A 17,918-nucleotide genomic window follows, 5' to 3' on the forward strand; every position below is an offset into this window, starting at 1 on the left:
CGACAAGGCGCGAGCTAATAAATTACATTCGAGCTAGTAGGATTTGAGCCTGCTCGATCATCTTCTTACGACCGAAGATAAGGTGGCGACGCTTGCCGCCAACTTGACGCCATAGCACAGCGCTTCGAATCCCTGATAGAAGCAGCGCGCGAACCTTATGTTGGCTCGATGTCTGTTGAAGTACAGACGGTGTACCAGAAACCTGAATGCGTGGGCCGATAGGGCTGACGACATCAAGGTAGATGCTCGCAAGGTTGCTGATCATTTGCTCGTCAAACAGATCAAAGTGTTCAGTTTGGCGCTCTGCAGTTTGAATGCGATCACCAAGCTGAGACATAGAGTCGTTGCGAGAAGACAGCTTACGCTCAAGCGCCATCAAGCTGATGATGTAACGAGTGATATCGCTACCTGCTGGAGTACTATCGATACCTTTTACTAAGCACTCAAGGCCAAGCTTTAGGTTCGCTTCACGTCCAAATACACCCACGGTATTCGCTGGGTTGGTATTTAAAATGGCACTGAGTGAAGCTTCGAAGGCATCTTTATCACAATGGCCGTCTTTCGCTACTTGTTGAACCAAAGCCACAGCTTGGCAAATTCCGGCGAAAGCAATAGTACGGTCATAAAGTGTATTAGCCACGTAGTAACTCCTAGTTGTCTTCTATCGTTTATCGTTTGATTGATTAGATGCGTTTTTCGATGATACCACCACCAAGACATACTTCGCCTTGGTAGAACACTGCAGATTGACCTGGGGTCACAGCGATTTGTGGGTCATCAAAAATAACCTTAATGTTCTCATCATCAATTGGGATGATTGTACAAGGAATATCTGTTTGACGGTAACGTGTTTTTACCGTGCATGTCATAACTTCAGTAATTGGTGTGCGATTTACCCAATGAAGTTGAGATGCGATCAAACCTTCTGATTTCAGAAGAGGGTGGTCTTTACCTTGTACCGCGATCAGTACATTACGCTTGAGGTCTTTTTCACCAACAAACCATGGTTCTTCATTACCGCCGCCACCTTTGGTGCCACCGATATGCAGACCTTTACGTTGACCTAGTGTGTGGTACATCAAGCCTTGGTGTTGACCAATCACTTGGCCTTCTGGCGTCTCGATGTTACCTGGTTGTGCTGGTAGGTATTTGCCTAGGAATTCGGTGAATTTACGCTCACCAATAAAGCAGATACCTGTAGAGTCTTTTTTCTTCGCAGTGATCAAGTCTTGCTCTTCAGCAATGCGTCGCACTTCAGGCTTCTCTAGTTCACCAACAGGGAATAGGCTGCGTGCTACTTGATCTGAGCTTAGCGTGTATAGGAAATAGCTCTGGTCTTTGTTGCTGTCTAGGCCACGTAGCATTTCTGGTTTAACGCCAGCATCGAGCTCTTCTTGAGTAGGAAAAGTACGACGAACGTAGTGACCCATCGCGATGTAGTCTGCGTCTAATACTTCATCCGCAAACTCTAAGAATGCTTTGAATTTGATTTCTTTGTTACAAAGGATATCTGGGTTCGGTGTACGACCCGCTTTGTATTCTTCCAGAAAGTACTCGAATACATTATCCCAGTACTCTGCTGCAAAGTTGATAGTGTGAAGGTGGATACCTAACTTGTCACATACCGCTTGAGCATCAGCAAGGTCTTCAGCTGCCGTGCAGTATTCTTCGTTATCGTCTTCTTCCCAGTTTTTCATGAAAAGGCCTTCTACCTGATAGCCTTGTTGCTGAAGAAGATACGCCGATACTGACGAATCTACACCGCCGGACATACCTACAATTACTTTCTTTTCGCTGTTTCCAGAGCTGATATCTGACATGTCTAAACACCGTTACTATTACTTGGTCGCAGATTCTAACAGAAAGAGAAACACCGTGACAGATCCGAGACCGGAATCACAGTTTCATTTGCACAAATAATGCGCTGACTTCGTTAGAGAATCGCATGAACGCGAGGAGACTCGCTAGGATGTCAGATCTATATGTGGCATAGTCGCTCAAAATCCAAGAGCTGAGATAAAAAATGTCTGAACAAAATGAGTTTATGCAAGAAGAACAGTTGATCGAGATTATCGAGAACCAACTTGAAGATGGGCAACCAGTAAAAGTTAAAGAGACGCTAATGCGTTTAATGATGACAGGTACACCTCGTGAAGAGGCAATTGCAGCGATGGCATGTGCACTGGCAATTGAAGTATTTGATGTAATGAAAAACGGCGCAGAGTTTAATCAAAAACGTTACGCCGAGCATTTGGGCATGCTGCCTGATCTTAGCTTTATGGAAGGCGAATAAAAAAATAGCCTAGCAAACGTTTGCTATAGTTTGAAAGATTGCCGCGTTAAATATAGCGCGGTAGAATCCGCCACCTATTTCCCCTTGACTTAGACTAGCCCTATGAAATTCCCTGGACAACGTAAATCAAAGCACTATTTTCCGGTTCACGCTCGTGACCCTTTAGTAAGCCAAGCTCAAACGAGCAAAAGAATGTCACGTACCCATATTATCGGTATTGACCAAACTTTGGTGGATATTGAAGCAAAGGTGAGTTCTGAGCTAATCGAAAAATATGGCTTAAGTAAGGGACACTCTTTGGTTATTGGTGATGAAGCTGCTGAATCTTTGTATCAAGAATTAAAAGAACAGTGCCTGATTACCAATGAATACGCAGGTGGCACAATTGGTAATACATTACACAACTACTCAGTATTGGCGGATGACCGTTCAACACTGTTAGGTGTAATGAGCCAAGATATTAAAATTGGTAGCTACGGTTACCGCTATTTATGTAATACATCAAGCAGAATGGATCTGAACCATTTACAAGGGGTAGATGGCGCAATTGGTCGCTGCTTTGCATTAATTACAGAAGATGGTGAACGTACTTTCGCAATTAGCGAAGGACAAATGAACCAATTAAAACCAGAAAGCATCCCTGAGAAAATTTTCAAAAGTGCTTCTGCTTTAGTATTAACGGCGTATTTAGTTCGTTGTAAACCAGGTGACCCTATGCCTGAAGCAACAATGAAAGCTATTGAGTACGCGAAGAAATACGATGTACCTGTTGTTTTAACGCTTGGTACTAAATTCGTTATTCAAGATGATCCAGAGTTTTGGAAAGATTTCCTTGAACAACATGTAACCGTTGTTGCAATGAACGAAGACGAGGCTGAAGCATTAACTGGTGAAAGCGATCCTCTAGCTGCTTCAGACAAAGCACTAGATTGGGTAGACTTAGTTCTATGTACAGCAGGCCCTGTGGGCTTGTTTATGGCGGGTTACACAGAAGATGCAGTGAAGCGTGAAACATCATTACCGTTGTTACCAGGCTCGATTGCTGAATTTAACCGTTATGAGTTTAGTCGTCCCGCACATAAAGATTTATGTGAAAATCCAACGAAAATCTATTCGCATATCGCACCTTACATGGGCGGCCCAGAAAAGATTAAGAATACTAATGGTGCCGGTGATGCTGCATTGTCTGCTCTATTACATGATATGGCCGCTAATAAGTACCATAAAGAAAACGTGCCTAACTCAAGTAAGCATCAGCATTCATTCTTGACGTATTCTTCTTTCTCACAAGTTTGTAAATATTCAAACCGCGCTAGTTATGAAGTATTAGTTCAGCACTCACCACGATTATCTCGTGGTCTTCCTGAAAGGGAAGACAGTCTAGAAGAAGCATACTGGGAAAGATAAGGTACTTTCTTTAGTCTGCAGTACTATCAGTACCCGTTGGTTTATAATACTAATAGTGAAAATATAAAAAAGGCTCCGAAAGGAGCCTTTTTTGTTTCTGAATATATTGAAGCCGTAAATAATACTTTAGTCGACTTAAATATTAATTCTATTGCTTAGTGGGTTATTGATTATTCACTTAGCAAGCTCGATGCCTTAAAGAGCAAACTCTTCTAGAGATTTACCAGCATCTAGTTGTTCTTGGATAGCTGAAGGCGTACGGCCTTGACCTGTCCAAGTTTTCTCGTCGCCATTCGCGTCTACGTATTTGTATTTTGCTGGGCGAGGAGCGCGCTTAGATTTTGTTGTTTTAGATTTTGCTTCACCAGAAAGTGCAGCAATAAGATCGGCAACATCGATGCCGTCTTTTGCGATTTGTTCTGCGATAGCAGAAAGCTTAGCTTCTTGCTCTGCTTTTGCTGCGCGTTCTTCAGCTTCAGACTCTTGACGTTCTTGCACAACAATAGTCAGCTTGTCTAGCGCTTCTTCAAGTTGCTCAAGAGTTAATTCACGTGAGAACGCACGAAGGCTACGGATATTTAATAGAGTTTTTGTTAATTCAGACATGATATTTCCCATCAAGGTAAACTAAATAATCCCCCTAATAATAAACAGAGCCTAAGAATAAAACAAATAGTATTTCTTCTATTAGTTATTTAAATAAAAAAATGAGACGGGTGTTTTAAGATGAAAAGACAGACCTCTAATGAACTTATAATAATTATTAAGAATATCTTAAAAAAAACAGGTGATATCTGATATGTGTTAAGTGGAGTAAACCGTAAAAGTTGACTACTGTTCTATTGATTACTTCATTAACAAAAAACTATTTTTTCTCGGAATGATATGTTGCATTGTTGCTCTTGATGGGTACAATTGCGGCTACCTGATGCGGTGCTTTGGTTAATCTGTTGTTAGACTCTGGTTTACACGGTTAATAATGTTACCGCACGTAGAGGTGCAATTATAAAGAGTAGTTTTCGTTGGGGTGATGCCAATGAACGGGAATGAAAGGTGTAATTGCCGAAGTAAATTGTATATCTAAGCAATTTGCTGGGGTTGTGCTCAATAGGTACAACACTGCCATAGTCTTAATTTTAAACTATGGAGCGCTACTGTAGGGTTGGGTGAAGTGTTCACTTCCCTTTCGCTTAGTTCAACATGAGCTTGATAAGCCGTATCAAGTTTATCTGCAGTAGATCTCTAGCCAAATAAAAAACTGGTTTTTGAAGATCATGAATTTAATAGATTTTGCAACATCGCCTTTATCTTTGCTTCCGCCCCTTGTGGCTTTAAGTCTTGCTATTGTTACCCGCCGTGTATTGGTTTCTTTGGGTGTCGGTATCATCATGGGTGCGATTCTACTTGCTGACTACTCAGTAGGTAACGCAGCTAGCTACGCCTTTACTAAAGTATCTGGTGTTTTCATCGAAGATGGTGGTATTAACACTTGGAACATGAGCATCGTTGCTTTCCTAATTATCCTTGGAATGACAACGGCATTATTAACACTGTCTGGCGGTACTCGCGCATTCGCTGAGTGGGCACAGTCTCGTGTTAAGAGCAAGCGTGGTTCAAAACTACTTGCTGCATTTTTAGGCGTATTCATCTTTGTTGATGATTACTTCAACAGCTTAGCGGTAGGTGCCATCTCTCGCCCTGTAACTGACCGCTTCTACGTATCTCGCGCTAAGCTAGCTTATATCCTAGATTCAACTGCTGCTCCTATGTGTGTGATCATGCCTGCTTCTAGCTGGGGTGCTTACATAATCACTATCATTGGTGGCATCTTAGTGACACACGGTGTGACAGAGTATTCTGCACTGGGTGCTTACGTTCGCCTTATCCCAATGAACTTCTACGCTGTGTTCGCACTATTAATGGTGTTTGCAGTGGCATGGTTCGGTCTAGACGTTGGTAAGATGCGTGAGCATGAAATCGAAGCATCTCAAGGCCGTGGCTTTGAAGGCGACAACGATCAAAAGCAAGCACACGATCTAAACGAAGAGCTAGATATTCAAGAGAGCGAAAACGGTTCTGTTTCTGATCTCGTTATGCCAATCGTAGCGTTAATCGTCGCGACGGTTGCAGCAATGCTTTACACCGGTGGCCAAGCGCTTACTGCTGATGGTCAAGCATTCTACTTACTTGGTGCATTTGAAAATACAGATGTAGGTAAGTCTCTGGTTTACGGTGGTGTGATTGGTTTACTCGTCGCGTTAGCAACGGTATTCAAACAGAAACTGCCTATGGCTGATATCGCAAGAACAATGTGGATTGGTGCAAGCTCAATGTTTGGCGCTATCCTTATCCTTGTATTTGCATGGACGATTGGTTCTGTTATTGGCGACATGAAAACAGGTTCGTACCTATCCTCTCTAGCAACAGGTAACATCGATTACCACTGGCTACCGGTTATCTTGTTCCTTCTTGCTGGCCTAATGGCGTTCTCGACAGGTACATCTTGGGGTACGTTCGGTATCATGTTACCGATTGCTGGTGACATGGCTGCTGCCTCTGACATCGCGCTAATTCTTCCTATGCTAAGTGCGGTTCTTGCGGGTTCTGTATTTGGTGATCACTGTTCTCCAATCTCGGATACAACGATTCTGTCTTCTACAGGTGCGCGTTGTAACCACATTGACCACGTATCGACTCAGCTCCCTTATGCGCTGTCTGTGGCGTTCGTATCGTGTATTGGTTTTATCACCCTAGGAATGACATCATCAACTGGCATTGCATTTGGCGCAGCGTCTCTAACGTTTGTTGCGGTATGTTTTGCATTGGCTTATTTCTCTCGTTGCAAGATAGCAACGTGTAAAAGCTAATCATCATTTGATTGAATAATGAGAAGGGAGGCGTTTGCCTCCCTTTTTTGTGTTCGTTAATTTAATTTTAAATTTCGTGAAAAAAGTTCGAATAAATGGTTGAAAAAGGGTGTCAGCTTAGTTAGTGTGGAGACAAGACAGCAAACAACCTAAGAGCTGATAAGTATGCGTAAATTAGTAATGAACATTCATCACCATCATCACCCTATCTAGTCTTTCGGGGAGATTTACGTATACCCGGGAGCAAGAATTCTCCCGGTGGTTAAGTCAAAGAATTTAGATTTAAACCCTCGGGACGAGAAAGTCTTCCGAGGGTTTTTTAGTTTTAGCACTTTAAATAATCAATAAATTCAAATATTTGCACAGGGATATAGCAATGCAGACACAACGCCTAAGAATCGCAATTCAAAAGAAAGGTCGCTTAAGTAAAGAGTGCCAAGATCTACTTAAAAAATGTGGTGTTAAATTTAACATCATGGGTGAGCGCTTAGTTGTTCATTCACTAAATATGCCAATCGACTTGTTACTGGTTCGTGATGACGACATCCCAGGCCTTATCATGGACGGTGTAGTTGACCTAGGTTTCATCGGTGAAAATGAACTAGAAGAAGTTCGTCTAGACCGTGTTGCTCTTAAGGAGCCTTCAGAGTTTCGCACACTACGTCGTTTAGACTTCGGTGGTTGCCGCCTTTCTATCGCAATCAACAAAGATGAAGAGTACAACGGCCCACAAGACCTAGCGGGCAAACGTATTGCGACAACCTACCCACAACTACTTAAAGCCTACATGGACGAGCAGGGTGTTGAATTCAGCACTTGTATGCTAACAGGCTCGGTTGAAGTAGCGCCTCGCGCAGGCCTTGCAGACGCTATCGCCGATTTAGTTTCTACAGGTGCGACGCTAGAAGCAAACGGCCTAAAAGAAGCAGAAGCTATCTTCCAATCGAAAGCAACACTGATTCAACGTGTTGGTGATTTCGACGCAGACAAAACCGCACTGATTGAAAAACTACTGACTCGTATGCAGGGTGTTCAACAAGCCAAAGAGTCGAAGTACATCATGCTTCACGCGCCAACCTCTCAACTAGAGCAAATCAAAGCACTACTGCCTGGTGCTGAAGATCCAACGGTTCTTCCACTATCTACAGACAAAGACAAAGTTGCCGTGCACCTAGTAAGTACAGAGAACTTGTTCTGGGAAACAATGGAGCAGCTTAAAGAGTTGGGTGCGAGCTCGATTCTAGTATTACCAATCGAAAAAATGATGGGGTAGTGACGATGAGAACTGTTGTTTGGCAATCTTTAAGTGAATCACAGCAAGACTCGGTATTAGAGCGTCCAGCTATTACTGAAGGTGCAAACATCACAGCGACTGTTTCTGATGTTATTGCAAAAGTACGAAATGAAGGCGATGCCGCTCTTAAAGAGCTGACTGCAAAGTTTGATGGTGTAACTCCAGAATCTATTCGAGTCAGTTCGAATGAAATCGAAGAGGCATGTGCTCGTCTAACACCAGAAATGAAGCAAGCGCTTGAGCAAGCTTATAGCAACATTGCTAAGTTCCACGAAGCTCAAAAGCCTCAACCTATCAAAGTTGAGACACAACCGGGCGTTGTGTGTGAGCAAGTGACGCGTGCGATTAATACTGTTGGCCTTTATATTCCGGGTGGCAGCGCGCCACTTCCGTCAACGGTTCTTATGTTAGGTGTACCCGCTCAAATCGCGGGTTGCCGCAAGGTTGTGCTTTGTTCACCTCCGCCAATCGCTGATGAAATCTTGTATGTCGCTAATCTTTGTAAAATCGACGAGGTTTACAATGTGGGCGGTGGTCAAGCGGTGGCTGCAATGGCTTACGGGACCGAGAGTGTGGCTAAAGTCGATAAGATCTTCGGCCCAGGTAACGCCTACGTAACGGAAGCTAAACGCCAAGTAAGTAACGACTTCCGTGGCGCTGCGATCGATATGCCTGCTGGCCCGTCTGAAGTGTTAGTGATTGCAGACGAAACTGCGGATGCTGACTTCATTGCTGCTGATCTACTGAGCCAAGCTGAACACGGGCCAGATTCACAGGTTGTATTAGTAACACCATCGCCAGTTATTGCCGACCAAGTAACAGGTGCCGTGCAAAAGCAACTGAAAGAGCTGTCTCGTGCGAACATCGCTCAGCAAGCATTGGCTTCAAGTCTAATCATCATTGCTGAATCGATCACTCAAGCGATTGCGATTTCGAATTTCTATGGTCCTGAGCACTTGATTGTTCAGACCAAGAGTCCACGAGAATTACTGCCGTTGCTAGACAATGCTGGTTCAATCTTCTTGGGTGACTGGTCTCCAGAATCTGCGGGTGACTACGCATCAGGCACAAACCACGTTCTGCCGACTTACGGCTATACCAAGACTTATTCAAGCCTAGGTTTGGCGGATTTCTCTAAGCGTATGACGATACAAGAGTTAACAGCTGATGGCTTACAAGGCCTAGCGCCAACGGTAGTGACAATGGCGGAAGCCGAAGGTTTGGACGCACACAAACGTGCGGTGACCATCCGAGTTGAAAAATTAAATCGATTTGAACAGCTAAATAAAGCGAAATAAGGGTAGGGCATGGAAAAGTTAGCAAGAAAACAAGTTCAGGCTCTAACACCTTACTTGTCTGCAAGACGCATTGGTGGCAGCGGAGATGTATGGTTGAACGCCAACGAATCTCCGTTTGATAACGAGTACAACCTGAACTTGTCTCGTCTTAACCGCTACAGTGAATGTCAGCCAAAAGAGTTGATTGACGCTTACGCTCAGTATGCAGGTGTTACTCCGGAACAAACACTGACAACGCGCGGCGCTGACGAAGGCATTGAACTACTGATTCGTGCGTTCTGTGAGCCGAACGAAGACGCTATTCTTTACTGCCCACCCACTTACGGTATGTACGCAATCAGTGCAGAGACGATTGGTGTTGAGCGTAAAGTGGTGCCTCTGACTTCTGAATGGCAATTGGATCTTCCTGCTATTGAAGCTCAACTTGACAACGTAAAAGTGGTGTTTGTTTGTAGTCCAAATAACCCAACAGGTAACTTAGTTAACCGTAAAGACATCGTTAAACTGCTTGAAATGACACAAGACAAAGCGATTGTGGTGATGGATGAAGCGTATATCGATTTCTGCCCTGAAGCATCAACGGTGGATTTGCTTGCTCAGTATCCGAATCTAGCGATTCTTCGAACCCTATCGAAAGCATTTGCTTTAGCGGGTTTACGTTGTGGCTTTACGCTAGCGAACAAAGAGCTTATCGATGTATTGTTAAAGGTGATTGCTCCTTATCCAGTGCCAATCCCTGTTGCTGACATTGCCGTTCAAGCACTTTCAGAGCAAGGACTAGCGCGTGCTAAGTTCCAAGTTCTGGATTTAAGTGCTAACCGAGCGTATTTACAAGCAGGTCTATTAGGCATGCCTCAAGTGACGGTATTTGATGGTTGGGCTAACTACCTACTGGTTAAATTCCCGAACGGCGATGAGTTATTTAAAGCGGCTTGGGATACGGGCATCATTTTGCGTAATTCACCAATTGAAGACTGTGTTCGTATTAGTATTGGTAATCGCGAAGAGTGCGAAAAGACACTTGGATTCATTCGTAACTTTTATCAGTAACGAAAGGTTTACCAGTAATAACATTTGCCAGTTTGAGTGGATTAATTGCAGGCTGGCAAGTGAAACCAATATTTTGGGTTAGCGTTGATTTTAGCTAGGCCAGCAGATTTAAAATTAAAAGGAAGTTCAAGTGAGTAAACAACAGAAAATACTTTTTATAGACCGTGACGGCACCTTAATTGTTGAGCCGCCAGTTGACTTTCAAGTAGACCGTTTAGACAAACTAAAATTCGAACCGTTAGTGATCCCTAGCCTACTTGCACTGCAAGATGCAGGTTATCGCTTAGTGATGGTTACTAACCAAGATGGTCTAGGCACAGATAGCTACCCGCAAGAAGAGTTCGATGCTCCACACAATATGATGATGGAGTTCTTTGAGTCTCAGGGCGTTAGGTTTGATGATGTTCTAATCTGCCCTCACTTTGATGAAGACAATTGCTCTTGCCGCAAGCCTAAGCTGGGTATGGTTAAAGAATACCTACAGGGCGGTAAAGTTGACTTCCAAAAGTCAGTCGTGATTGGTGATCGAATGACGGATCTTCAACTTGCTGAGAACATGGCAATTCGTGGTATCCAATATGGCCCGGATGCAGAAACTGAAGGCACGCTTAACTGGCCACAAATCGTTAAAGATCTGACGGTTAATGCGCGCATTGCTGAAGTGGTTCGTACCACTAAAGAAACGGACATCAAGGTGGCAGTAAACCTTGATGAAACCGGTGGCAACAAGATCGACACAGGCATGGGCTTCTTCGATCACATGCTTGATCAAATCGCGACACACGGCGGTTTCCAAATGAACCTGACTGTGAAGGGCGATCTACACATTGATGATCACCACACAGTAGAAGATACCGCTCTTGCTTTAGGCCAAGCATTGAAAGATGCATTAGGCGATAAACGTGGTATTGGCCGCTTTGGTTTCAGCCTACCAATGGATGAGTGTTTGGCTCAGTGTGCGCTAGACCTTTCTGGCCGTCCATACCTGAAGTTCGATGCTAAATTCAGCCGCGAGCAAGTGGGTGACCTTTCAACAGAGATGGTGGTTCACTTCTTCCGTTCTCTAACCGATACATTGGCTTGTACGCTACACCTTTCTTCTGACGGTAATAATGATCACCACATCATTGAGAGCCTATTCAAAGCGTTTGGCCGTACTCTTCGCCAAGCAATCAAAGTTGAAGGTAACGAGTTACCAAGCAGCAAAGGCGTTCTGTAAGGCTAACGTTAGCAAGGAAAAACAATGAAAGATCAAAAAGTCGTTATTATTGATACTGGTTGTGCCAATGTTTCCTCGGTGAAGTTTGCGATTGAACGTCTAGGCTACGCAGTTGAAATTTCAAAAGAACCAGAAGTTGTTCTTGCTGCGGACAAGCTATTCCTACCGGGTGTAGGCACAGCAAGTGAGGCAATGAAGAACCTACAAGAGCGTGACCTTGTTTCTCTTGTGAAGAAAGTAGAGAAGCCTCTGCTAGGTATTTGTTTAGGTATGCAGCTGTTAGGCAAATTGTCTCAAGAGAAAGGCCAAAAGGCTGACGCGTTAGTTGAATGTTTAGGCTTGTGTGATGGTGAAGTTCGTTTACTTGAAACGGGTGATTTACCGCTACCACACATGGGTTGGAACACAGTTACCGCGACACCTAACCACCCTTTATTCAAAGACATTGAAGAAGGCGAGTACTTCTACTTTGTACATAGCTTCGCAATGCCGGTGGGTGATTACACTATCGCACAATGTGATTACGGTAATCCGTTCACAGCAGCGGTGCAAAGTGGCAACTATTATGGTGTTCAGTTCCATCCAGAGCGTTCGTCAAAAGCTGGCTCTAAGCTGATTCAGAACTTCTTGGAATTGTAATAAGGATTTGGCAGCGGCTAACGTTGCCCTATAAGGAATGTAAATGATTATTCCCGCGTTAGATTTAATTGAAGGCCAAGTAGTTCGCTTATTCCAAGGGGACTACGGGCAAGTAACAGAATACAAAGTAGACCCAGCAGAGCAGTTCAACCTGTATCACCAAGCTGGCGCAGGTTGGCTTCACCTTGTTGATTTAACCGGCGCAAAAGACACAACGGCTCGTCAGTTAGACTTGATCGCTAAGCTACTTGCTAGCACGCCTGCGAACATCCAGATTGGTGGTGGTGTGCGTAACGAACAAGATGTCGTTGATCTGCTAGAAGCTGGCGCGCAGCGCGTTGTGGTTGGTTCTACGGCAGTTAAGCAACCTGATTTGGTTAAAGGTTGGATGGAGAAGTACGGTGCGGAAAAAATCGTGCTGGCTCTGGACATCAATATTGACGAAAGCGGCACACGTAAAGTCGCGATTTCAGGTTGGCAAGAAGATTCAGGTGTGACGATTGAAGCGCTGATTGAAGACTACCTCACGGTTGGCCTTAAACACGTTCTGTGTACCGATATTTCACGTGATGGCACGCTAGAAGGATCAAACGTAGAACTTTACGTTGATCTTTGTAAGCAGTACCCACAAGTACAATTCCAATCATCGGGCGGCATTGGCAGCTTAGCGGATATCGAAGCGCTTAAAGGCAGCGGTGTTGCTGGTGTGATTGTTGGTCGTGCGTTACTTGACGGCAAGTTTACCGCAGAGGAGGCATTTGTATGTTGGCAAAGCGAATAATCCCTTGTTTGGATGTCCGTGACGGACAGGTGGTTAAGGGCGTTCAGTTCCGTAACCACGAAATTATTGGTGACATCGTTCCGCTAGCACAACGCTACGCAGAAGAGGGCGCTGATGAATTAGTATTTTACGATATCACGGCATCGAGTGATGGTCGTGTCGTCGACAAGAGCTGGGTGAAACGTGTAGCAGAAGTGATTGATATTCCTTTCTGTGTGGCTGGTGGTATTAAGTCTGCGGAAGATGCAGCACGCATTCTTGAGTTTGGTGCTGATAAAGTGTCAATTAACTCACCGGCATTGGCTAATCCGCAACTGATCACTGACCTTGCTGATAAGTTCGGCGTGCAGTGTATCGTTGTTGGTATCGATTCATACTTCGATAAAGAAACCGGTAAATATCAGGTTTACCAATTTACTGGCGATGAAGCGCGTACCAAAGCAACCAAATGGGAAACCAAAGATTGGGTGCAAGAAGTACAGAAGCGTGGTGCAGGTGAGATTGTGTTAAACATGATGAACCAAGATGGCGTTCGTAATGGTTACGACACCGAGCAACTCAACATGGTTCGCTCAGTATGTAACGTTCCATTGATTGCTTCTGGTGGCGCAGGTGCGATGGAGCACTTTGCTGAAGCTTATAAAAAGACCAACGTGGACGGAGCACTTGCGGCTTCGGTATTCCACAAACAAGTCATCAATATTGGTGAACTTAAACAGTATTTAAAACAACAAGATGTAGAGGTGCGACTATGAGTTTTGAACCCGTAAGCTTATCAAAAACAGAAGTAGGCGCATTGTCAGAGCGTATTGATTGGGAAAAAGTGGGTGGCTTAGTGCCAGCTATTGTTCAAGATTACCAATCTAGCCAAGTGCTGATGATGGGATACATGAACCCTGCAGCACTCGAGAAAACAGGCGAGACTGGCCAAGTGACGTTTTTCTCTCGCACCAAAGAGCGTCTTTGGACGAAAGGCGAAACGTCGGGCAACGTATTGCAACTGCAAAACATTGCCTTGGACTGTGACAGCGACACCTTACTGGTTAAAGTTAATCCCATTGGCCCAACATGCCACACTGGTACAACAACGTGCTGGGACGGAGACAAACAACAAGAGTCTCAGATGGTGTGGCTTCATCAGCTTGAGCAGCTACTGGCTGCCCGCAAGGACGCCGATCCTGAATCTTCTTATACTGCCAGCCTATATGCCCGTGGCACCAAGCGTATTTCGCAAAAAGTGGGCGAAGAAGGCGTTGAAGTCGCGCTTGCGGCGACGTCGGGCGATAAGGCGGAGTTAGTGTGCGAATCTGCGGATTTGATTTATCACTTGATGGTTCTTTTACAAGACCAAGGCCTATCGATGAACGACGTGGTGAACAAACTAAAAGAGCGCCATAAGTAAGCCCTCTTTAGATTAATAGAACCGCGTAAAAGACAGAAAAAAGCCCCGCAAACAAACATGTTTACGGGGCTTTTTAGTTTTTTAATTTTCAAGATTTCAAGATTTCAAGATTTCAAGATTTCTAAGCCCTACGTCACTTTTCTAACCTCTGACTTTGCGTCATTCCGAGGAGCCTAAGCGACATCAGGAATCTCTTCTCTTAATCTGACTTCTTAGTCGAACGAGTTACCCGCAGCACTTCTTGTATTTCTTACCACTGCCACAAATACACGGATCATTACGGCCGATTTTAAAGCTCTCAACGGTTTGATTTAAGCGTGGGTCAATTTCTGGTTGTGTAGTTTGTTCCTGCTCTGGGAAGGTACCATCAATGTAGTACCAAAGACCTTCTTTACGTATAAAGCGAGAGCGTTCTTGCATGCAGTATTGTACGCCTTCTTCATTGAAGTAAGCTTTAAACTCAACAAAGCCTTCGTCTTGGTGCGAGCCTGCCGCAGTATCAATGACTTCTAGTCCTGCCCAATCACTGTCGATAGATTCGGCAATACCTTCTCTCTGCGCTTCTGCGTTGCAGCTTGGATGATAAGTAGCAACAACATAGTCAACCAAACCCAACACGTGCGCTGAATAACGAGAGCGCATCAACTGTTCAGGCGTTTCAACAGCACTGTGGTGAAGGTGCGCTGATTCACAGCACTGTTGGTAAGTATTTTTGCTACCACATGGGCATAAAGACATGGTCAAATCCTGTAAAAATGGCCTCTGTTAAGAGGCCATAAATGAATGTGTTGGAGTTTATCAAGAAACGACTGCTCACCAAAGCTGAGTTTCGATTGAAGTTGCTGTGTGACGTGAACTATTTCAAAGTAGGAGACAGCAGGTCTTGGGCCCAAGAAGTTGCTTCGTCATAAGCTTGACCTAGCTCCGCTTCGTTAAGTTTGAGCAGTTTACGAATGCGTGTTGCTTCATCCCAGCGAGCTTGCTCATAAGCAACGACCATCGCCAAAATAGCACCTAACACGCCTTTACGCTGAATCAGGGCTTGCTTAATTTCATCGTCGATCGGTACCGAGTCTAGTACTTTTTCTAGTGGCAGATCGAATAGAGAGTCGAGCAGCGAGAACATGCCAGTTAAAAAGGCTTGCCCGGGCTCAACCTTAACGTTCATTTTTCCGACCAACAGTTCACATTGACGCGCGCGTATCACGGCTAAACCATAGAGTGAGTCTGGCTTATCTTCTTTCGCGGATGCGATAGCAACCAGTGAAACTAACTTACGCAGCTTCTGCTCACCAAGATAAACAAGCGCTTGGTGGAATGAACGAATTGGTGCTGATGAGCCACCTGCAGAGTTTACGTAAGAGAGCAGCTTATACGACATGGTCATATCAAGGGTAATCAAACGCTCTACTTCGGCAAAGTTGATAGGATCGTTGGCAATCTCTTTCAACAGTTGAACAATGGTTAAAAAAGCAGGGTTTAATGCGCGAGTTTGGATCATCTCCGGCTTACTGAAAAAGTAGCCTTGAAAGTAGTTAAACCCGGCTTGGATTGCTTCTTGGTATTCTTCGTGAGTTTCTACTTTCTCCGCTAGAAACTCGATATTCAAGTCTTTCAGAGTGTTCATGAACATCGCAGCTTTAGCGATTGAGATCAAACGTATGTCGAATTTGATAATTGATACGTAAGGTAAGAAGCGTTTCCATGCTTTGCTAGGCACAAAATCATCTAACGCGATCGTGTAACCCGCATCATAAATTGTGATGATGGCTTCTAGCAGTTCGTCTGTTGGCTCACAGTCTTCCAGTACCTCGACAACTAAGCTCTCTTTCGGAAATAGAGTCGGGACTAGGTTAACCAAGCTTGCATATGGAAAATTAACGAATCCAAGCTTATCGCCCAATGTATTATAGTGGGTAGATAAGAAGTGGTCGGAAAGCAAACGGCTAGTAGCGAGCTCCGGCTCTACTTCAGGGAAAGTGTTCTTAGGACCATCCCTAAATAGCAACTCGTAACCTATGGTCTTCTTGTCTGCATCGAGTATTGGTTGACGCGCTACGTATGAATATTTCAACTTGGTACTGTGTTCGGTTTATTTTTGATAGACAAATAATAGCTAATTCAGGAGAAATTACCATATACAAGTGAAGAAAATCTGACCGATGATAATAATAAAAGTGAAAGTTTAAGCGTGATGCTAAAAGCGATTGCTAAACTCGCGATTCTGTAGTTCAAAACTTTGCGGAGTGAACACCAGAACTGATCCTTGGGTATACCAATCACCCAATACGACACGGGTTTTAGTGCAATTGTTAGCACTGAAGGAGTGTATGTCTGGACGGTGAGTATGACCGTGGATCATCAAATCGACGTTGTGTTGTTTCATCACATTTTCGACTTCTTGCTGTGTTACATCCATGATGTCGAGTGATTTTGTCTGCTTATCATCTTTGATATCAGACTGAACCTTGGAGACAATTTTCTTTTTGATAAAAAATGGAATTCTATTAAAGACCCATTGTAACCAGGGCTGATGAACTTTTTCACGAAAGGCGAGGTACTTTATATCTTCGGTACACAGAGTATCACCATGCAATACCACTGCTTTTTGTCCGTAGATATCGATAGTAGAAACTTCATCTAGAAGCTGTACGCCTGTTTGTTTCGCAAATTTTTTGCCAACTAAAAAGTCGCGATTGCCTTGTGTGAAATAACAAGGTACGCCAGTGTTAACTAAGTCTATAAACGTTTGGCGAATTGAATTCGCGAACTCGCTTGTATCGTCGTCACCAATCCAGAATTCGAAAAGATCACCCAACACGTAGAGTGCATCCGCTTCTACGGCCTCGTTCTTCATGAAGGTTAAGAAGCAGTCTGTGATGTCTTGTCGCGACGGAGCAAGGTGTAGATCTGATATAAAATATGTTTTCATAGGTCTAAAAAAGGGAGCGATTCGCTCCCTGTATCCTGATTTTATCGGCTCATCAATACTAACCGAAAGCGGTGAATTAAGCTTCGATTGTCGTACCAGTGATGATCACTTCTTCTAGAGGTACGTCTTGGTGCATACCCATAGAGCCCGTGCTAACACCTTTGATCTTGTTTACTACGTCCATGCCTTCAACAACTTCTGCGAATACACAGTAGCCCCAACCATCTAGGCTTTCGCTACGGAAGTTTAGGAAAGAGTTGTCGTTAACGTTGATGAAGAACTGAGAGCTTGCTGAGTGTGGTTCCATAGTACGAGCCATTGCTAGTGTACCCACTTTGTTCGCTAGGCCGTTGTTCGCTTCGTTCTTGATCGTCGCGCGAGTTGTTTTTTCTTTAAGGCCAGAAGTCATGCCGCCGCCTTGAACCATGAAACCATCGATAACACGGTGGAATAGCGTGTTGTCGTAAAAACCATCACGGCAATACTGTAGGAAGTTTGCGCTTGTTTCTGGTGCTTTTTCTTCGTTAAGTTGAACTTTGATGTCACCAAAATTTGTGTGAAGGATGATCATGATTGTTACCTTACTGTCTTTTTAATATGAAGTTCGAATTCTAGCGCATGTTGGCGGACTTTCAAATCATCAAATCATTCACTTAACTCAGATGTTTAAAGTAATTCCTGCTTTTGGGGATTACCTATTAAGGTATGACTTGTTATACTGCGAGCTTATTTTTGA

At 44.1% G+C, this 17,918-nt stretch carries 18 protein-coding genes, 1 riboswitch and 1 other annotated feature; of the genes, 11 read left to right on the forward strand and 7 right to left on the reverse strand.

Annotated features, from left to right (window positions below):
* Positions 1 to 22 precede the first annotated feature (22 nt).
* Positions 23 to 640 (reverse strand): high frequency lysogenization protein HflD, encoded by a 618-nt coding sequence (hflD, locus tag AB4407_RS06985; RefSeq protein WP_146491851.1) that lies wholly within the window; start codon positions 638 to 640, stop codon positions 23 to 25.
* A 43-nt stretch (positions 641 to 683) separates the two neighbouring features.
* Positions 684 to 1,820, reverse strand: coding sequence for a tRNA 2-thiouridine(34) synthase MnmA (gene mnmA / locus AB4407_RS06990; protein ID WP_017631376.1), 1,137 nt, complete (start codon positions 1,818 to 1,820; stop codon positions 684 to 686).
* 203 nt (positions 1,821 to 2,023) lie between these two features.
* On the opposite strand from mnmA, the gene AB4407_RS06995 reads away from it, so the two are divergent.
* Both AB4407_RS06995 and AB4407_RS07000 read left to right on the forward strand, forming a co-directional pair.
* Positions 2,024 to 2,293 (forward strand): hypothetical protein, encoded by a 270-nt coding sequence (locus tag AB4407_RS06995; RefSeq protein ID WP_004734567.1) that lies wholly within the window; start codon positions 2,024 to 2,026, stop codon positions 2,291 to 2,293.
* Between the two features lie 102 nt (positions 2,294 to 2,395).
* Positions 2,396 to 3,700, forward strand: coding sequence for an inosine/guanosine kinase (locus AB4407_RS07000; RefSeq protein WP_009848810.1), 1,305 nt, complete (start codon positions 2,396 to 2,398; stop codon positions 3,698 to 3,700).
* A gap of 195 nt (positions 3,701 to 3,895) precedes the next feature.
* On the opposite strand, the gene AB4407_RS07005 is transcribed toward AB4407_RS07000, so the two are convergent.
* Positions 3,896 to 4,306, reverse strand: a complete 411-nt coding sequence (locus tag AB4407_RS07005) for an H-NS family nucleoid-associated regulatory protein (RefSeq protein ID WP_012604381.1) — start codon at positions 4,304 to 4,306, stop codon at positions 3,896 to 3,898.
* Positions 4,307 to 4,684: 378 nt separating this feature from the next.
* Positions 4,685 to 4,862, forward strand: a riboswitch (Lysine riboswitch).
* Between the two features lie 112 nt (positions 4,863 to 4,974).
* On the opposite strand from AB4407_RS07005, the gene AB4407_RS07010 reads away from it, so the two are divergent.
* The 9 genes from AB4407_RS07010 to hisIE all read left to right on the forward strand — a co-directional run bounded on the left by AB4407_RS07010 (position 4,975) and on the right by hisIE (position 14,250).
* Positions 4,975 to 6,567, forward strand: a complete 1,593-nt coding sequence (locus tag AB4407_RS07010) for a Na+/H+ antiporter NhaC family protein (RefSeq protein ID WP_372119849.1) — start codon at positions 4,975 to 4,977, stop codon at positions 6,565 to 6,567.
* A gap of 188 nt (positions 6,568 to 6,755) precedes the next feature.
* Positions 6,756 to 6,891, forward strand: a sequence feature (His leader region).
* 52 nt (positions 6,892 to 6,943) lie between these two features.
* Complete coding sequence (hisG, locus tag AB4407_RS07015) at positions 6,944 to 7,840, forward strand: ATP phosphoribosyltransferase (protein WP_017060264.1); 897 nt, start codon at positions 6,944 to 6,946, stop codon at positions 7,838 to 7,840.
* A complete protein-coding gene (hisD, locus tag AB4407_RS07020; RefSeq protein ID WP_372119851.1) occupies positions 7,840 to 9,159 on the forward strand; it encodes a histidinol dehydrogenase in 1,320 nt (439 codons plus the stop codon). The genes hisG and hisD overlap by 1 nt, the downstream gene beginning before the upstream one ends.
* A 9-nt stretch (positions 9,160 to 9,168) precedes the next feature.
* Positions 9,169 to 10,209: a histidinol-phosphate transaminase gene (hisC, locus tag AB4407_RS07025; protein ID WP_372119853.1), complete on the forward strand. Its 1,041-nt coding sequence runs from the start codon at positions 9,169 to 9,171 to the stop codon at positions 10,207 to 10,209.
* Between the two features lie 130 nt (positions 10,210 to 10,339).
* A complete protein-coding gene (hisB, locus tag AB4407_RS07030) occupies positions 10,340 to 11,428 on the forward strand; it encodes a bifunctional histidinol-phosphatase/imidazoleglycerol-phosphate dehydratase HisB (protein ID WP_372119855.1) in 1,089 nt (362 codons plus the stop codon).
* Positions 11,429 to 11,452: 24 nt separating this feature from the next.
* Positions 11,453 to 12,067, forward strand: a complete 615-nt coding sequence (hisH, locus tag AB4407_RS07035) for an imidazole glycerol phosphate synthase subunit HisH (protein ID WP_372119857.1) — start codon at positions 11,453 to 11,455, stop codon at positions 12,065 to 12,067.
* Positions 12,068 to 12,110: 43 nt separating this feature from the next.
* Positions 12,111 to 12,848, forward strand: coding sequence for a 1-(5-phosphoribosyl)-5-[(5-phosphoribosylamino)methylideneamino]imidazole-4-carboxamide isomerase (gene hisA / locus AB4407_RS07040; RefSeq protein WP_372119859.1), 738 nt, complete (start codon positions 12,111 to 12,113; stop codon positions 12,846 to 12,848).
* Positions 12,830 to 13,603, forward strand: coding sequence for an imidazole glycerol phosphate synthase subunit HisF (gene hisF / locus AB4407_RS07045; protein ID WP_372119861.1), 774 nt, complete (start codon positions 12,830 to 12,832; stop codon positions 13,601 to 13,603). Before hisA ends, hisF begins: the two co-directional genes overlap by 19 nt.
* A complete protein-coding gene (gene hisIE, locus AB4407_RS07050) occupies positions 13,600 to 14,250 on the forward strand; it encodes a bifunctional phosphoribosyl-AMP cyclohydrolase/phosphoribosyl-ATP diphosphatase HisIE (RefSeq protein ID WP_065103833.1) in 651 nt (216 codons plus the stop codon). The genes hisF and hisIE overlap by 4 nt, the downstream gene beginning before the upstream one ends.
* Positions 14,251 to 14,475: 225 nt before the next feature.
* Here the strand turns inward: hisIE and AB4407_RS07055 are convergent, their stop codons facing one another.
* The 4 genes from AB4407_RS07055 to AB4407_RS07070 all read right to left on the reverse strand — a co-directional run bounded on the left by AB4407_RS07055 (position 14,476) and on the right by AB4407_RS07070 (position 17,753).
* Positions 14,476 to 14,988, reverse strand: coding sequence for a YchJ family protein (locus AB4407_RS07055; RefSeq protein ID WP_372119863.1), 513 nt, complete (start codon positions 14,986 to 14,988; stop codon positions 14,476 to 14,478).
* Positions 14,989 to 15,106: 118 nt separating this feature from the next.
* Complete coding sequence (locus AB4407_RS07060; protein WP_372119865.1) at positions 15,107 to 16,324, reverse strand: EAL and HDOD domain-containing protein; 1,218 nt, start codon at positions 16,322 to 16,324, stop codon at positions 15,107 to 15,109.
* Positions 16,325 to 16,447: 123 nt separating this feature from the next.
* Positions 16,448 to 17,182, reverse strand: a complete 735-nt coding sequence (gene lpxH, locus AB4407_RS07065; protein ID WP_372119867.1) for a UDP-2,3-diacylglucosamine diphosphatase — start codon at positions 17,180 to 17,182, stop codon at positions 16,448 to 16,450.
* A gap of 76 nt (positions 17,183 to 17,258) precedes the next feature.
* Entirely contained in the window at positions 17,259 to 17,753 is a 495-nt protein-coding gene (locus AB4407_RS07070; protein WP_372119869.1) for a peptidylprolyl isomerase, read from the reverse strand.
* Positions 17,754 to 17,918 lie beyond the last annotated feature (165 nt).

The sequence above is a fragment of the Vibrio sp. 10N.261.46.E11 genome (assembly GCF_041472735.1).
GTDB lineage: Bacteria > Pseudomonadota > Gammaproteobacteria > Enterobacterales > Vibrionaceae > Vibrio.

Coding starts and splice junctions, on each gene's coding strand:
- mnmA (WP_017631376.1), bottom strand. CDS start 1,820: ATGTCAGATATCAGCTCTGGAAACAGCGAAAAGAAAGTAATTGTAGGT.
- AB4407_RS06995 (WP_004734567.1), top strand. CDS start 2,024: ATGTCTGAACAAAATGAGTTTATGCAAGAAGAACAGTTGATCGAGATT.
- AB4407_RS07000 (WP_009848810.1), top strand. CDS start 2,396: ATGAAATTCCCTGGACAACGTAAATCAAAGCACTATTTTCCGGTTCAC.
- AB4407_RS07005 (WP_012604381.1), bottom strand. CDS start 4,306: ATGTCTGAATTAACAAAAACTCTATTAAATATCCGTAGCCTTCGTGCG.
- AB4407_RS07010 (WP_372119849.1), top strand. CDS start 4,975: ATGAATTTAATAGATTTTGCAACATCGCCTTTATCTTTGCTTCCGCCC.
- hisG (WP_017060264.1), top strand. CDS start 6,944: ATGCAGACACAACGCCTAAGAATCGCAATTCAAAAGAAAGGTCGCTTA.
- hisC (WP_372119853.1), top strand. CDS start 9,169: ATGGAAAAGTTAGCAAGAAAACAAGTTCAGGCTCTAACACCTTACTTG.
- hisH (WP_372119857.1), top strand. CDS start 11,453: ATGAAAGATCAAAAAGTCGTTATTATTGATACTGGTTGTGCCAATGTT.
- hisA (WP_372119859.1), top strand. CDS start 12,111: ATGATTATTCCCGCGTTAGATTTAATTGAAGGCCAAGTAGTTCGCTTA.
- hisF (WP_372119861.1), top strand. CDS start 12,830: ATGTTGGCAAAGCGAATAATCCCTTGTTTGGATGTCCGTGACGGACAG.
- hisIE (WP_065103833.1), top strand. CDS start 13,600: ATGAGTTTTGAACCCGTAAGCTTATCAAAAACAGAAGTAGGCGCATTG.
- AB4407_RS07055 (WP_372119863.1), bottom strand. CDS start 14,988: ATGTCTTTATGCCCATGTGGTAGCAAAAATACTTACCAACAGTGCTGT.
- lpxH (WP_372119867.1), bottom strand. CDS start 17,182: ATGAAAACATATTTTATATCAGATCTACACCTTGCTCCGTCGCGACAA.
- AB4407_RS07070 (WP_372119869.1), bottom strand. CDS start 17,753: ATGATCATCCTTCACACAAATTTTGGTGACATCAAAGTTCAACTTAAC.